At 38.6% G+C, this 16368-nt stretch carries 15 protein-coding genes; 10 read left to right on the top strand and 5 right to left on the bottom strand.

All coding sequences use genetic code 11. From position 1 onward, the window contains the following. Positions 1 to 4: 4 nt before the first annotated feature. The 5 genes from mlaD to murA are packed head-to-tail and all read left to right on the top strand — an operon-like array spanning position 5 to position 3075. Complete coding sequence (gene mlaD, locus KP712_RS04605; RefSeq protein ID WP_065265310.1) at positions 5 to 511, top strand: outer membrane lipid asymmetry maintenance protein MlaD; 507 nt, start codon at positions 5 to 7, stop codon at positions 509 to 511. Positions 512 to 539: 28 nt separating this feature from the next. Then, positions 540 to 1184, top strand: a complete 645-nt coding sequence (gene mlaC, locus KP712_RS04600) for a phospholipid-binding protein MlaC (RefSeq protein ID WP_179222720.1) — start codon at positions 540 to 542, stop codon at positions 1182 to 1184. 10 nt (positions 1185 to 1194) lie between these two features. Next, positions 1195 to 1521, top strand: coding sequence for a lipid asymmetry maintenance protein MlaB (locus KP712_RS04595; protein ID WP_065265308.1), 327 nt, complete (start codon positions 1195 to 1197; stop codon positions 1519 to 1521). A gap of 11 nt (positions 1522 to 1532) precedes the next feature. Then, on the top strand, positions 1533 to 1790 hold the full coding sequence (locus tag KP712_RS04590; RefSeq protein ID WP_005631356.1) for a BolA family protein: 258 nt from the start codon (positions 1533 to 1535) through the stop codon (positions 1788 to 1790). A 10-nt stretch (positions 1791 to 1800) separates the two neighbouring features. Next, the gene (gene murA, locus KP712_RS04585) at positions 1801 to 3075 is read left to right on the top strand and encodes a UDP-N-acetylglucosamine 1-carboxyvinyltransferase (RefSeq protein WP_140523813.1); all 1275 of its coding nucleotides are present in this window, start codon (positions 1801 to 1803) and stop codon (positions 3073 to 3075) included. Between the two features lie 91 nt (positions 3076 to 3166). On the opposite strand, the gene galM is transcribed toward murA, so the two are convergent. From galM to galT, 3 genes are all read right to left on the bottom strand, one after another. Further along, entirely contained in the window at positions 3167 to 4195 is a 1029-nt protein-coding gene (gene galM, locus KP712_RS04580) for a galactose-1-epimerase (RefSeq protein ID WP_215770614.1), read from the bottom strand. A gap of 9 nt (positions 4196 to 4204) precedes the next feature. After that, the gene (gene galK, locus KP712_RS04575; protein ID WP_204713736.1) at positions 4205 to 5359 is read right to left on the bottom strand and encodes a galactokinase; all 1155 of its coding nucleotides are present in this window, start codon (positions 5357 to 5359) and stop codon (positions 4205 to 4207) included. A 68-nt stretch (positions 5360 to 5427) separates the two neighbouring features. Further along, a complete protein-coding gene (gene galT / locus KP712_RS04570; RefSeq protein ID WP_204713735.1) occupies positions 5428 to 6477 on the bottom strand; it encodes a galactose-1-phosphate uridylyltransferase in 1050 nt (349 codons plus the stop codon). A 210-nt stretch (positions 6478 to 6687) separates the two neighbouring features. On the opposite strand from galT, the gene KP712_RS04565 reads away from it, so the two are divergent. The 4 genes from KP712_RS04565 (at position 6688) to mglC (ending at position 11480) form a co-directional block, all read left to right on the top strand. After that, on the top strand, positions 6688 to 7686 hold the full coding sequence (locus KP712_RS04565; protein WP_204713734.1) for a substrate-binding domain-containing protein: 999 nt from the start codon (positions 6688 to 6690) through the stop codon (positions 7684 to 7686). 186 nt (positions 7687 to 7872) lie between these two features. Next, a complete protein-coding gene (mglB, locus tag KP712_RS04560; protein ID WP_005628316.1) occupies positions 7873 to 8868 on the top strand; it encodes a galactose/glucose ABC transporter substrate-binding protein MglB in 996 nt (331 codons plus the stop codon). Between the two features lie 65 nt (positions 8869 to 8933). Further along, positions 8934 to 10454: a galactose/methyl galactoside ABC transporter ATP-binding protein MglA gene (gene mglA / locus KP712_RS04555; protein WP_215770613.1), complete on the top strand. Its 1521-nt coding sequence runs from the start codon at positions 8934 to 8936 to the stop codon at positions 10452 to 10454. A 15-nt stretch (positions 10455 to 10469) separates the two neighbouring features. Next, a complete protein-coding gene (gene mglC, locus KP712_RS04550; protein WP_048953854.1) occupies positions 10470 to 11480 on the top strand; it encodes a galactose/methyl galactoside ABC transporter permease MglC in 1011 nt (336 codons plus the stop codon). 198 nt (positions 11481 to 11678) lie between these two features. Here mglC and KP712_RS04545 read toward each other — a convergent pair whose 3' ends face one another. Together KP712_RS04545 and KP712_RS04540 are read right to left on the bottom strand one after the other, a co-directional pair. Beyond that, on the bottom strand, positions 11679 to 13916 hold the full coding sequence (locus KP712_RS04545) for a nitric-oxide reductase large subunit (RefSeq protein ID WP_048953852.1): 2238 nt from the start codon (positions 13914 to 13916) through the stop codon (positions 11679 to 11681). 328 nt (positions 13917 to 14244) lie between these two features. Further along, positions 14245 to 14775: an inorganic diphosphatase gene (locus KP712_RS04540; protein ID WP_215770612.1), complete on the bottom strand. Its 531-nt coding sequence runs from the start codon at positions 14773 to 14775 to the stop codon at positions 14245 to 14247. A gap of 233 nt (positions 14776 to 15008) precedes the next feature. Between KP712_RS04540 and KP712_RS04535 the strand changes: the two genes are divergently transcribed. Further along, entirely contained in the window at positions 15009 to 16328 is a 1320-nt protein-coding gene (locus KP712_RS04535) for an NCS2 family permease (protein ID WP_215770611.1), read from the top strand. Positions 16329 to 16368 lie beyond the last annotated feature (40 nt).

Genomic DNA, 16368 nt, shown 5'->3' with positions numbered 1-16368 from the left:
TTTTATGAGACAAACAATTAAATATGAATTTTGGGTCGGGTTATTTTTATTACTTGGTATTGGCGCCTTAGTTTTTTTAGGTTTACGCGTAGCCAACGTACAAGGTTTTGGTGAGACGAAATCTTATACTGTGACGGCAACTTTTGATAATATTGGTGGACTAAAAGTACGTGCACCATTAAAAATTGGTGGAGTGGTTATTGGGCGTGTGAGCGGTATTACGCTTGATGAAAAAAGCTATTTACCAAAAGTTAGTATTGCAATTAATCAGGAATATAATGAAATCCCAGAAAACAGTTCTTTATCAATTAAGACATCTGGCTTGTTAGGTGAGCAATATATTGCATTGACAATGGGGTTTGATGATGGTGAATCGGCTATGCTTAAAGAAGGTAGCCAAATTCAAGATACAAAATCTGCGATGGTGTTGGAGGATTTAATCGGCCAATTCCTTTACGGCGATAAAAAATCTGATGGTAACAGTGAAAAGACTGAGCCTACAGTACAATAACAACTAACATTTATTTAGGAGATTTATGATGAAATTTTTCCAAGTGAAAAAATGGTTTGCAATTTTAACCTTAGTATTTACCGCACTTTTTGCTGCTGGTACTGCTATGGCTGAAACAAGTCCTTATGTATTAATGCAACAAGCGTCAGATAAATTGTTTTCTGATATTCAGGCAAATCAAAGCCAGATTAAAAAGAACCCAAATTATCTACGTACTATCGTTCGTAATGATTTACTGCCTTATGTTCAAGTCAATTATGCAGGTTCTTTAGTTTTAGGTTCTCATTTCAAATCTACTACACCTGAACAACGTGAAAAATTCTTTAAAGCTTTTGGTGATTTTATTGAACAAGCTTATGCACAAGTATTAACGGCATATTCAAATCAACAAATCCAAATTGAGCCAGAAAAAGCATTAGGTGATAAAAACTTAGTAAATATTCGTGTGAATATTATTCAAACCAATGGTGCAGCACCAATTAAATTAGATTTTAAATGGCGTAAGAATGGTAAAACGGGTGAATGGTTAGCTTATGACATGGTTGCTGAGGGAGTGAGTATGGTTGTAACAAAACAACAAGAATGGAGTAGTATCTTACGTCAACAGGGTATTGATGCATTAACGGCTCAAGTACAAAAATCAGCCGCTCAACCTGTAACATTCAGCAAATAATTTTGTTGCCATGTTAAATTGGGATTTAAAGAAAAATGATGATAAGATAGCGCTCCTTTTGTCAGGGGAGCTATCTCGCAACACGTTGTTGCCTATGTGGCAGCAACGTGACGTTTTTTTATCTGCTAATGCGCTGGATAAAACAGTTGTTGAATGGGATTTGTCTGGTATTCAACATATTGATTCAGCTGGTTTTGCAGCGCTTTGTGATTTTTTACGAGAGTGTCAAAAGCTTAACAAAACAGTGCGATTAGTTTATCCACCAAAACAATTATTAACCCTTGCAGATCTTGTTGGTTTGTCTGATTGGATCGCAAATTTTACAGATCTTAATTAAACGGAAATCTGATGGAACTTCAAGAAATTGAACGAATTTTAAAAGATGCGCTAAACGTAGAAGAGGTTTATGCTCAAGGTGAAAACGCGCATTTTGGCGTGATTGTAGTGAGTGATGAAATTGCCGCACTTTCTCGCGTAAAACAACAACAAACAATTTATGCTCCGTTAATGGCTTATTTTACTACTGGCGAAATTCACGCGTTAACAATTAAAACTTATACCACTGAAAAGTGGAAACGTGATCGTGCATTAAACCAACTTAATTAAGGATTCAAAAATGGAAAAATTTCGTGTTTATGGGCAATCTCGTTTAAGTGGAACTGTGAATATTTCAGGTGCAAAAAATGCCGCACTTCCAATTCTTTTTGCCGCTATTTTGGCAACAAAACCAGTTAAACTCACGAACGTGCCTGCGCTTAAAGATATTGAAACCACTTTGAAAATTTTACGTAAATTAGGCGTGGTGGTAGATCGTGATGAAACTGGCTCAGTTTTATTAGATGCATCGAATATCGATCATTTCACTGCCCCTTATGAATTAGTTAAAACCATGCGTGCTTCAATTTGGGCATTGGCGCCTTTGGTTGCTCGTTTTCATCAAGGCCAAGTATCGTTACCTGGTGGTTGCTCTATCGGTGCTCGTCCAGTTGATCTCCATATTAGCGGTTTAGAAAAATTAGGCGCGGACATCGTTCTTGAAGAAGGATATGTAAAAGCACAAGTATTAGATCGCCTTGTGGGAACACGTATTGTAATGGAAAAAGTGAGCGTAGGTGCAACTTTATCTATTATGATGGCAGCAACGCTTGCGAAAGGCACCACAGTGATTGAAAACGCGGCTCGTGAGCCTGAAATTGTAGATACCGCTGACTTCCTCAATAAAATGGGCGCGAAAATATCTGGTGCAGGTTCTGATCACATTACGATTGAAGGTGTTGAATGTTTAACTGGTTGTGAGCATAGTGTCGTGCCAGATCGTATTGAAACGGGTACATTCTTAATTGCCGCAGCAATTTCGGGTGGTCGTGTTGTTTGTCAAAATACTAAGGCTGATACTTTAGATGCAGTGATTGATAAACTTCGTGAAGCTGGCGCTCAAGTTGATGTTACTGAGAATAGTATCACTTTAGATATGCTTGGAAATCGCCCTAAAGCAGTGAATATTCGTACTGCGCCACATCCAGGTTTCCCTACTGATATGCAGGCTCAATTCACCTTATTAAATATGGTGGCAGAGGGCACAAGTATTATTACTGAAACGATTTTTGAAAATCGTTTTATGCATATTCCTGAATTAATTCGCATGGGCGGAAAAGCTGAAATTGAAGGGAATACTGCCGTATGTCATGGTGTTGAACAGTTATCTGGTGCAGAAGTGATGGCGACAGATTTACGTGCATCAATCAGTTTGGTTCTTGCAGGTTGTATCGCAACAGGTGAAACCATAGTAGATCGTATTTATCATATCGATCGTGGTTATGAACATATAGAAGAAAAACTTCGTTGTTTAGGTGCTAGAATTGAACGTTTCTCTGGAGAGAGCGAAGTTTAATAAAATAAAATAAACTAACTATTAGATATCATTTAATATAGGGGCTAATTTCGAGTTTTTCAGAAATTAGCCCTCTGTTTATCAGTAATTATTACTTTTTAAAAAACTTAAACTCCGTCCATTGATAATATCGCTCGCCTGCTTTTTGAATCCCGCCGTAATTTTGCCATTCAGGATGATTAGGCGTGTCGGGTAAACATTGAGTTTCCAGTGCTACGCCAGAAAAATCGGCATATAATTCGCCATTTCTCGTTGGTGTACCTGCAAGATAATTACCCGTATAAACCTGCAATGCGGCTTGCGAGGTTCTTACCTCTAAACTTAAATCACCAGTTGGAGAATTCAGTAACACGCAAGGCTTTTGCCAAGCTTTATTGACAATAAAGGAATGATCGTAACCTTTTGTTGTTTGCTGCTCCCCTTGTAAAAAATCTTGCTTGATGCATTTAGCAATACGGAAATCAAAACTCGTATTCACTACGTGTTTTAATGGAGAATTAGGAATCCCCTCATTATCTACAGGCAGATAAAAATCAGCATTTAAACGTAATGTATGTTCACGCACGTCACTGCCTTGTTCTGCATTTTCTAAATTGAAATAAGCATGGTTTGTTAGGTTTAATGCGGTATCCTTATCACACATCCCGGCATATTCAATTTTTACGCTATTATCATCTGTTAGCGTATAGGTTACAGAGACATCCACATTACCAGGAAAACCTTGATCACCATCTACTGAATGTAATGAAAAACACACAAAATTCTCACCGCACTCTTGAATTTTCCAACGGCGTTTATCAAAGCCCTCTCCACCATGAAGCTGATGTTTTCCTTGATTACTTTTCAATTGAATGAGTTCACCGTTCAATTCAAATTGTGCATTTGCAATACGATTTGCGTAACGCCCAACACTTGCGCCTAAATAGCTTTGATGAGTGGGATAATCCTCTACCTTACAACCCAATAAAACCTCGCGTAAAGTACCATTTACTGGCACTTTACAGGAAAGCCAAGTTGCGCCCCAATCCATAAATTGAACATGCATTCCATTTTCATTTTGCAGAGTTATCAGCTGATAAGGTGCACCATCAGGCGCATTAAAAGTAGTTTGTTCTAACATCATTTTCTCTTAAATCACTCGAACACCTTGTGATGCAGTGCACACATAAAAAGTTTCTTTTAAACCAGTCATTTTCTCGTAATTATCCGCAATAATTTTACGAACTGCATCGACTTTATCATGCGGCGCAAGTGCGACAATACAGCCACCAAAACCGCCGCCCGTCATACGCGCACCGCCACTTTTACCAATAACAAGTTGAGCCAATTCAACTAAATAATCAATTTGTGGCACGGTGATTTCAAAATCATCACGCATTGAATCATGAGATTCCCCCATTAACTCACCTAAACGGGTCAAATCATTCTTCTTCAATGCTTCCACTGCATCGAGTACTCGTTGATTTTCTGTTACGACATGACGAGCACGTTTTGCTGCTAATGGTGAAAGTGCGGTCAATTCTGCTTCTTTTTTTCGGAATTGTTCAACTGAAACATCACGCAATGCTTTTACTCCAAAAAATTTTGCTGCGTCTTCACATTGCTGACGGCGAGTATTGTATTCGCCCGTTACCAAATCGTGCGGTACGTTTGAGTTCACAATAATTACGGCGACATCTTGTGGCACGGGGGTTGGAGTGGTTTCAAGACTACGACAATCAATCATCAGTAAGTGATTTTCCTGCCCAAGTGCAGAAATTAACTGATCCATATTGCCACAATTAGCACCAACAAATTGGTTTTCCGCTTTTTGCCCATTCAACGCAATATCCGTGTGAGAAATCGGTAAATCGCCAAGTTGTTGGCAGAATTTACCCACCGCAACTTCTAACGCTGCAGATGAACTTAATCCTGAAGAAAGCGGCACATTTCCAGAAATCACTAAATTTGCACCTTGTTGAAAGTGCGGGTAACGTTCTTGGACAAATTTTACAACCCCACGCACGTAATTAGCCCATTTGTGTTCACTCTTAGGAATTTCAACATTGAGAGAAAATTCATCAGTTTCATCAAGATCAGCCGCATAAACATTCCAAATATGATCATCTCGTTTTGAACCAGAAACAGCTGTACCAAAATTAATCGCACAAGGCATAACAAAGCCGTCGTTGTAGTCGGTATGTTCGCCGATGATATTTACTCGGCCAGGTGCATAGACGGTAATTTCTGGCAAATTTTTATGCTGTTTATTGAAAATTTGTTGAGCATTTTGGATTGGGGTCATATTTCTATCCTTTATATTAAATCTGTACTCGATCTACCCCCTCTTTGCTAAAGAGGGGGCTGGCTATATTATTTAGTTCTTTCTTTATAATGAACTTCACTCAAAGCACGTAATCGCTCTGCTGCCTGTTCTGCTGTTAAATCGCGTTGACTTTCGCCTAACATTTCATATCCCACCATAAATTTACGCACAGTTGCTGAACGTAAAAGAGGAGGATAAAAATGAGCATGTAGCTGCCAATGTTCGTTATCTTCGCCATTAAATGGTGCAGCATGGAATCCCATTGAATATGGGAAAGAGGTCTCAAATAGATTGTCGTATTTGGTCGTCAATTTTTTCAAAATAACCGCAAGATCTTTTGATTGTTCGTCACTTAATTCAGTTAAACGTTTTACATGAGTTTTCGGTAGAAGCAATGTTTCAAATGGCCAAACAGCCCAATAAGGCACTAAAGCTACCCAATGCTCAGTTTCAACGACAATACGTTCCTTCAACGCCAGTTCTCGTTTTACATAATCAACTAACATCACTGAACCATGTTTTAGCAAATAATCACGTTGTGTACGGTCTTCACGTGCGACTTCATTTGGCAAGAAACTATTCGCCCAAATTTGACCATGTGGATGAGGGTTTGAACACCCCATTGCTGCCCCTTTGTTTTCAAAAATTTGCACCCATTGGTATTTCTCACCAAGTTCACGAAGTTGCTCTTGCCATACTTTAATCACTTCTTCAATCTCTAGTGCGGTCAATAATGGCAATGTTTTATTATGATCTGGAGAGAAACAAATAACGCGACTTTCGCCACGAGCTTGAGAACTCTGGAAAAGTGGATCGGAGGATTTTTCAGGGGCTGGTGTATCTTCTAAAAGCGCAGAAAAATCATTTTTAAACACATAAGGTTTACGATAATCTGGATTTAATTCACCTGTAATACGCTTATTACTCGGGCAAAGATAACAAGTTGGATCATAACTTGGTTTTTGTTCTTCATTCACTTTTTCTTGTTGCCCTTGCCATGGACGTTTAGCACGATGTGGTGATACTAAAACCCATTGATCAATTAACGGATTATAGCGACGATGTGGATGCTCTGTTGGTTCAAAAATATCACTCATAATTGGCTCCCTTTCTAAATTGTAAACGATTACACAAAATATTGCGCATAAGATAGCAAATTCACAAAAATAAACCGTGATCAGTATCACATAATGGGAAAATCTCTGAAAGTTTTTTGTGATCTCGATTACAAATCAGAAAGTAACCGCTTTCAATTTTATCTAGAAAGAGCATAATAAGAAACGTGATTTCATTATGGAGAGCATTCTATGAGCACCATTCATGATGTAGCCGAATTAGCCCATGTATCTATTGCTACTGTTTCTCGTGTTGTAAATCAACATCCCTCAGTGAGTGAAGATACCCGCCTTGCAGTAAAACAAGCAATTGAACAACTTAATTATCAGCCAAATGCAAATGCTAAAGCCCTTGCAATACAAAACACCGATACTATTGGTGTGGTTGTCACCGATGTAACAGACTCGTTTTTTGCTATTTTAGTGAAAGCCGTAGATAAAGTCGCAGAAGCACACCGTAAAACAATCTTGATTGGCATTGGCTATCACCATGCAGAAAAGGAACGTGAAGCTATTGATACTTTACTTCGCAAGCGTTGTAGTTGTTTAGTTGTGCATTCGAAAGCGTTATCCGACGATGAACTTAGCCATTATTTGAAAACAGTACCAGGAATGGTGATTATCAACCGAGTGATTCAAGGCTATGAAAATCGTTGCGTAAGTTTAGATAACAAAAAAGGAACCTACTTAGCAACAGAAATGCTTATCAGTTGTGGTCATAAACATATCGCATATATAGGATCTAACCATGCTATTTTCGATGAAATTGAGCGTCGCGATGGTTATCTTACTGCATTAAAAGATCACAATTATCCAATTATTGAGCATGCCATAACGCACAATTCACCAGACTTCGAGGGTGGTGAAAAAGCAATGATTGATTTACTTAGTTATAACAAAGATCTCACGGCGGTCGTAGCTTATAACGATTCAATGGCTGCGGGAGCCATTTCAGTTCTCAATGAAAACAATATTAGTGTACCAAGCCAATTTTCAATCATTGGTTTTGACGATATGCCAATTGCTCGTTATTTAATTCCTAAATTGACGACCATTCGCTATCCTATTGATTTAATGGCAACTTATGCGGCCAATCTTGCATTAAGCCTTGTCGATAATGAGGTGAGAACTCCATCAACAATTCAATTTAACCCAACATTAGTACGTCGTTTTTCTGTGGAATCTATCTAAATTTGAAGATAAACGCACTCATAAAATGTGATAGCGATCACAAATCCGAATTTTTAATGTAATCGTTTTCATTTATGTGAGTTTGATCACAGATTCCAAACAGATTATTAGCTAATATGGCACCAATTGCAGAATGTAATGCAATATTTATCTCTAACATCAACATTCCAAAATAGGAGCGTTATTATGAAAAAAACAGCAGTATTAAGTGCGGTTGCTTTGGCTATCGGTTTAGGTGCAGCATCTTCTAGCTTCGCAGCAAGTAACAAAATTGGTGTAACCATTTACAAATACGATGACAACTTCATGTCTTTAATGCGTAAAGAAATCGACAAAGAAGCTAAAGCACTTGGTGGCATTAACTTATTAATGAATGACTCCCAAAATGCACAATCAATTCAAAATGACCAAGTTGATGTATTACTTTCCAAAGGCGTGAAAGCTCTTGCAATTAACTTAGTTGACCCAGCTGCAGCACCAACTATTATTAGCAAAGCAAAACCAGATAACATTCCTGTTGTATTCTTTAATAAAGACCCAGGTGCAAAAGCTATCGGTTCTTATGAACACGCTTACTATGTAGGTACTGATCCAAAAGAATCAGGCTTAATTCAAGGGGATTTAATTGCAAAACAATGGAAAGCGAATCCAGCTCTAGACTTAAATAAAGATGGCAAAATCCAATTCGTATTATTAAAAGGTGAACCAGGTCATCCAGATGCTGAAGCGCGTACAAAATTTGTAGTTGAAGAACTTAATGCGAAAGGTATCCAAACCGAACAATTATTTATTGATACTGGTATGTGGGATGCTGCAATGGCGAAAGATAAAGTAGATGCTTGGTTATCTAGCTCTAAAGCGAACGACATTGAAGTAATTATTTCTAACAACGACGGTATGGCATTAGGTGCATTAGAAGCAACCAAAGCACATGGTAAAAAACTCCCTATCTTCGGTGTGGATGCGTTACCCGAAGCATTACAACTCATCAAAAAAGGTGAGCTTGCTGGTACTGTGTTAAACGATGGTGTGAACCAAGGTAAAGCAGTTGTTCAATTATCTAACAACTTAGCACAAGGCAAAGCAGCTACTGAAGGCACAAAATGGGAATTAAAAGATCGTGTTGTACGTATCCCTTATGTTGGTGTAGATAAAGACAACTTAGGCGACTTCTTAAAATAATTTCTCATCAATTTTTGTTGTAATCCAAGGGGAAGTTGCCCTTCCCCTTTTTAACGAGGTTGGATATGACATCTCAAACTCAAAGCCAAGACAGCCAAGTGCTGCTCACAATGACCAATGTCTGCAAGTCCTTTCCTGGCGTAAAAGCCTTAGATAACGCAAACTTAACGGTTCGTTCACATTCTGTTCATGCTTTAATGGGTGAGAACGGCGCGGGCAAATCTACATTACTAAAATGCTTATTCGGCATTTATGCCAAAGATGAAGGTGAAATCCTTTTCTTAGGTCAACCCGTTAATTTTAAAACATCTAAAGAAGCTCTTGAAAATGGTATTTCAATGGTGCACCAAGAACTCAACCTCGTGCGCCAAACTAGCGTAATGGATAACTTGTGGCTTGGACGCTATCCACTTAAAGGACCTTTTGTCGATCACGCAAAAATGTACCGTGATACTAAAGCTATTTTTGATGAATTGGATATTGATGTAGATCCTAAAGAAAAGGTCGCCAGACTTTCAGTTTCTCAAATGCAGATGATCGAAATTGCGAAGGCGTTCTCGTATAACGCTAAAATCGTAATCATGGATGAACCCACATCCTCGCTTTCTGAAAAAGAAGTTGAGCATCTGTTTAAAATTATCGACAAGTTAAAACAACGCGGTTGCGGCATCATTTATATTTCTCACAAAATGGATGAAATCTTCAAAATCTGTGATGAAATTACTATTTTACGCGACGGTAAATGGATCAACACGGTAAACGTGAAAGAATCCAGCATGGAACAAATTGTCGGAATGATGGTAGGTCGTGAATTAACACAGCGTTTCCCTGAAAAAACAAACACGCCAAAAGAAGTAATTTTACAGGTGGAAAATCTTACCGCTAAAAATCAACCATCCATTCAAGACGTATCTTTTGAATTACGAAAAGGTGAAATTCTCGGTATTGCAGGCCTTGTGGGGGCTAAACGTACTGATATAGTTGAAGCTATTTTTGGCGTACGTGAATTAACCGAAGGAACTATCAAGTTACACGGAAAAACCGTGAAAAATCATACCGCACTTGAAGCGATTAATAATGGCTTTGCATTGGTAACTGAAGAGCGTCGTTCAACAGGTATTTACTCTAATTTAAGCATTGAATTTAACTCATTGATTTCAAATATGAAATCTTATCTCACCCCATGGAAATTACTTAGCACGAAGAAAATGAAAAGTGATACCCAGTGGGTGATTGATTCAATGAATGTTAAAACACCATCACATAGAACAACAATTGGTTCTCTTTCCGGCGGTAACCAACAAAAGGTCATTATTGGTCGTTGGCTTTTAACTCAACCTGAAATTCTGATGCTTGATGAGCCGACTCGCGGTATCGACATTGGGGCTAAATTTGAAATTTACCAACTCATTCAAGAACTCGCTAAAAAAGACAAAGGCATTATTATGATTTCATCAGAAATGCCTGAATTACTAGGTGTAACTGACCGTATTTTAGTGATGAGTAACGGTAAATTGGCGGGTGTTGTAGAAACTGCAAAAACTTCGCAAGAAGAAATTTTGCAACTCGCTGCGAAATATTTATAACAAAAGGAACAGATTATGAGTGCCTTACAAAAAAACAAATCCTTTGATTTCTTAAAGCAAAATGCCATTTATTTTGTGCTATTGATTTTGCTCGGTATTATTATTGCGCAAGATCCAACATTCTTAAATTTGATGAACTTTAGTAATATTTTAACTCAATCTTCAGTTCGTTTAATTATTGCGCTTGGGGTTGCTGGTTTATTAATTACACAAGGAACGGACTTATCTGCTGGTCGTCAAGTTGGTTTGGCTGCAGTTATCTCTGCAACTATGTTGCAATCAATGGAAAATATGAACCGCGTATTTCCTGAAATGGGTGAAATTCCAATTCCTGTTGTTATTCTTGCCGTTTGTGCTGTGGGAGCAATTATTGGTTTAATAAATGGATTGGTTATTGCTTACTTAAATGTAACACCGTTTATTGCAACTATGGGAACCATGATTATCGTATATGGTTTCAACTCACTATACTATGATGCTGTAGGTGGATCGCCAATCGCTGGTTTTAGTGAAAATTTCTCAACATTTGCTCAAGGCTTTTTCCGAATTGGGAGTTTCAAGCTTTCTTATATTACTATTTATGCTGCAATTGCTTCATTTTTGGTGTGGATAATGTGGAACAAAACCCGTTTTGGTAAAAATATCTTTGCTATTGGGGGAAATCCGGAAGCAGCAAAAGTTTCAGGCGTGAATGTTGCACGTAATTTAGTTGTTATTTATATGATCGCCGGTGTGTTTTATGCCTTTGGTGGTATGCTCGAAGCGGGCCGTATCGGTTCTGCAACTAACAACTTAGGTTTTATGTATGAATTAGATGCGATTGCCGCTTGCGTAGTGGGGGGGGTGTCCTTCGCAGGTGGTGTAGGGACAGTAATTGGTGTCATCACTGGCGTTATCATCTTTACAGTTATCAACTACGGTTTAACTTACATCGGTGTAAACCCTTACTGGCAATACATCATTAAAGGTAGCATTATTATTTTAGCGGTAGCCATTGACTCATTAAAATATGCGAAGAAGAAATAATGATTCTAGATAAAAAGAGTAGAGAAAATAACCGCACTTTGTAAAGTGCGGTTATTTTTTATATAAATCTTAAAGGTAGGTAGAATTCTGAAAGAGATATTTCTTGGTAACCATGTTGAAATCAATCATTAAGTATTTATAGTCTATATAAATAAAAAGCGACTTACTTTTACATAAGTCGCTTTTGGGAAGGCCTAATTAATGTTTAGGTCTGAAGAAAATCATTGTAAAGATTTGCCAGAAGAAGGCTAGTGCACCGAAGATGAATACCACATCACCGCCTAGACGTACCCAACGTAAGGTATCGAATAATGGCTGTTGCATAAATTCTTCACTACGTGCATACCATAAGCCTTCTGAGATACTAGCATATCCTTGGATAACACCGATAGGTAGTAAGCTTGATACGATCATAAGCACTAAACCGCCGTTTAATAACCAGAAGCCCCATTTCATTAACTTATCGTTAAACGGTGTATCTGGACGTAAATAACGGGCGATTAGGAAGACGAAACCTAATGCCAAGAAGCCATACACACCGAATAATGCCGCGTGGGCGTGAACAGCAGTCGTGTTCAATCCTTGAACATAGTAGAGTGAAATTGGAGGGTTGATTAAGAAACCAAACACGCCAGCACCTAACATATTCCAGAATGCGACGGCTACGAAGCAGTAAAGAGGCCATTTTAAGCGTTCCATCCAAGGTGCTTTTTGTTTCATTGCCCAGTGTTCCCACGCTTCGTGACCTAATAATACTAAAGGTACCACCTCAAGTGCAGAGAATGATGCACCTACAGCAATAATCGGAGTGGTTGCACCCGCGAAGTATAAGTGGTGGAAAGTGCCAGGGATACCACCGATTAAGAACAACGCTGCTTCAGTAATGGTTGCCACGGTCGCAGTACGACGTGAAACTAAACCTAAACTTACAAAGATGAATGAGAGTGCCGCTACAGAGAATACTTCGAAGAAGCCTTCTACCCATAGGTGAACTACCCACCAACGCCAGTATTCCATCACAGAAATGTGAGTGTGCTCGCCGTAGAATAATGCTGGACCATAGAATAACCCGATCGCAATGACGGAAGCGAAGAACAATGCTAATAAGTTTTTATCACCGGGTTGTTTGAATGCATTCACTGTGCCGCGAAGCATTAAGACTAACCAGAACAAGATGCCTGCGAATTTCACTGCTTGCCAGAAACGACCTAAGTCAATGAATTCGTAACCTTGGTGACCGAACATAAAGCTCCATTCTTCAGGAAGAATATGCGCAATCGCTAAGTAGCTACCAGTAAATGAACCCACTACTAATACCACTAATGCCCAGTAGAGAACATCTACACCCAATTTTTGGAATTTCGGATCTTTACCACCATTGATGATTGGTGCAAGGAATAAACCGCCAGCTAAGAATGCCATTGCAATCCAGAATAATGCTGCTTGAATATGCCATGTACGCACTAATGAATAAGGTAAGTATTGAGAAATATCAATACCATAGAATTCTTGACCTTCAACGGTATAGTGAGCAACAATCGCCCCTAAGTTCACTTGCAGTAAGAATAATGCAAGCACCGTAAAGAGATATTTGCCTAATGCGCGTTGAGAAGGGGTAAGTTGTAATTTTGTAAGCGGATCGAATTCAGGTGTTGCTGGTTCTTTTTCATCTTCACGTTTTTTGAATGACCAAATCCATACCACGAAACCAATACCTGCAATGAGGAATACGACACTTGCAATAGACCAAATGACGTTTTCTGGTGTTGGTACGTTGTTGATTAACGGCTCATGTGGCCAGTTGTTGGTGTAACTTGCGTGAGTATTTGGACGTTCAGCTGAGGCAGTCCACGCTGTCCAGAAGAAGAATTTAGCTAAGTCTTTACGAGCTTGTAAATCAGGAAGAGTATTATCCTTCATCGCAAAGTGTTCACGAGTCACTTTAGTTGCAGGATCATCACTATATAAAGAGATGTAGTATTGTGCCGTTTTTTCCATTGCTGCTAAACGGGTGTTAGAAAGCACAACGGTACCGTTTTCAACTTTACTACCGCGATATTCTTTGGTTAGACGCGCTTTTAATAACGTTTGTTGTTCATCATTTAAATCAGCGAAGTTTTTACCAAACTCTTGATTCGCTGTAATGTCCAACCAGTTAGTTAGTTCACGGTGAAGCCAATCCGCTGTCCAGTCTGGTGCTTGATATGCACCATGACCCCAAACTGACCCCACTTGCATACCGCCAGTAGTTTGCCAAGCGGTTTGACCATGTAAAATATCATCGTGCGTAATCACTTTTTCGCCAGATTCAGAAACATATTGTTGTGGAATCGGCGGTGCTTCACGATAAACTTCGAACCCATAGTAGCCCAGAATTGAGAATGACCCAATCAATACGGCGACTAATAGGTACCAGAACTTTTTATACTGTCCCATTTTATCACTCCTAGGTTATTGAAAAATTAACTTCCTATTTAAAATCATAGGTAAATATTTTACATAAAGCAAAATACCCGACTAATTATATCGGGTATTGTAGCGTTAAAATAATACCCCAAACAAAGTAATTGACTAAATTAGTAGGTTATTTTGATTGGAATCAAAAAAAGTGTGATTAAAAAATGATTTAACCACACTTAAATGTTTAGTAATCAGATGCTTATTCAAAATTAAAATTGGAGTGATTGGCGGGATTAAAATTGGTTTGTGTAATTCTAATACAAAGAGCGGTGAAATATCACCGCTCTTTTATCTTTAAAGTTAATTAACGTTCATTCCAACGTTTAATAGACTCACGAATCACTTCTTTCGCTTCTTCTACATCACCCCAATGCGTTACTTTCGTTGAGCCAGGCTTCTTAAGCGCTTTATAGTTATTGAAATGGAACTCAATTTGTTTAATTAAGTTCGCAGGTAAATCTGCTAATGAATTGTAGGCATTTCCTGTATCACGATCATCTGCTGGAACACAAACGATTTTGTCATCCACTTCGCCATCATCAACAAATTTCATGACACCAATTACTTTAGCCTCAAGGAATACGCCTGTCGCTAATGGTTGGCGAGTGATCAATAACACATCTAACTCATCGCCATCTTCATCTAAAGTTTGTGGAATGAAACCATAGTTAGTTGGTTTTGCAAAAATTGCTGGCTCAACACGATCTAATTGGAATGCCGCAACTTTACGGTTCCATTCAATTTTATGACAGCTACCTTCGGGAATTTCATTTACTATATTGATAATGCCAGCATCTACATCGCCTGGCGTTAAAATTTGATTAAAATCAGCCATTTTGTTTCCTTCATTTTATCAAGTTAAAAAACATGACAAGTATAGCAGTTTTTCTGCTGACTCGCAGTCTCATTTGTAGAGAAAATCAGCAAATAGATTATTTCATAACTATTCATAAATTTGACCGCACTTTATCCTAAACAAAACTCACGCAAACGTTTACTTCTCATTTTTATGATGTAAAATAGCGCGTCTTATTCACTTCAATTTTTCACTCAACTTTAAGGAACACTATGCCAACTTTAGAAAAAACATTTGAGCTCAAGCAACGTGGTTCAACTGTTCGTCAAGAAATTATCGCGGGTTTAACCACGTTCTTAGCAATGGTTTATTCTGTAATCGTGGTACCCAATATGCTAGGTGCTGCAGGTTTTCCTGCGGAATCTGTCTTTATTGCCACCTGTTTAGTTGCAGGATTAGGGTCTATCTTAATCGGCTTATGGGCAAATGCACCAATGGCAATTGGTTGTGCAATTTCTCTTACAGCTTTTACAGCATTTAGCCTAGTAATTGGTCAAAAGGTTGCCATTCCCGTTGCGCTAGGCGCAGTATTCTTAATGGGGGTTGTGTTTACCTTAATTTCTGCCACGGGTATTCGTGCATGGATCTTGCGTAATTTACCATCCAGTATCGCTCACGGAGCAGGCATTGGTATCGGACTCTTTTTACTTTTAATTGCGGCAAACGGCGTTGGTTTAGTCGTCAGCAACCAAGCTGGCTTACCAGTAAAATTAGGCGATTTCACCTCATTCCCAGTAATGATGTCTTTAATTGGTTTAGCGCTCATTATCGGCCTTGAAAAAATGAAAATTAAAGGCGGTATTTTATGGGTAATTATCGCTATTACTATCGTAGGTTTAATTTTTGATCCAAATGTAAAATTTGGCGGAGAGATTTTTAAAATGCCAACCTTTGGTGAAAATTCTCTTTTCTTACAATTAGACTTTATGGGCGCTCTACAACCCGCAATCTTGCCTGTCGTATTTGCTTTAGTGATGACCGCCGTATTTGATGCAACAGGCACTATTCGCGCAGTTGCAGGTCAAGCAGACTTGCTTGATAAGGATGGTCAAATTATCAATGGCGGTAAAGCCCTAACTTCAGACTCAATCAGTAGCTTATTCTCAGGTTTATTCGGTACAGCACCAGCTGCCGTTTATATTGAGTCAGCAGCAGGAACAGCAGCAGGCGGTAAAACAGGTATTACTGCTATCGTTGTTGGTGTGTTATTCCTATTAATGCTTTTCTTCCAACCATTAGCTTTCTTAGTGCCTGGATACGCAACTGCTCCAGCATTAATGTATGTTGGTTTATTAATGTTAAGCAATGTAAGCAAATTAGATTTCGATGATTTCGTTGGTGCGATGAGCGGATTAATCTGCGCAGTGTTTATCGTACTTACCGCTAACATCGTAACAGGTATTATGTTAGGCTTTGCAGCATTAGTGATTGGAAGAATCGTGAGTGGCGATATTAAACGCTTAAATGTAGGGACTGTGATTATTGCAATCCTACTCGTTGCATTCTATGCAGGCGGTTGGGCATTGTCATAATTAAATAACAAAAGGGAGTATCTTATTTGCTACTCCCTTT

Source organism: Haemophilus sp. SZY H68 (genome assembly GCF_018829685.1).
Lineage (GTDB): Bacteria > Pseudomonadota > Gammaproteobacteria > Enterobacterales > Pasteurellaceae > Haemophilus > Haemophilus haemolyticus_K.
This window is presented reverse-complemented; position numbering and strand designations above follow the sequence as displayed.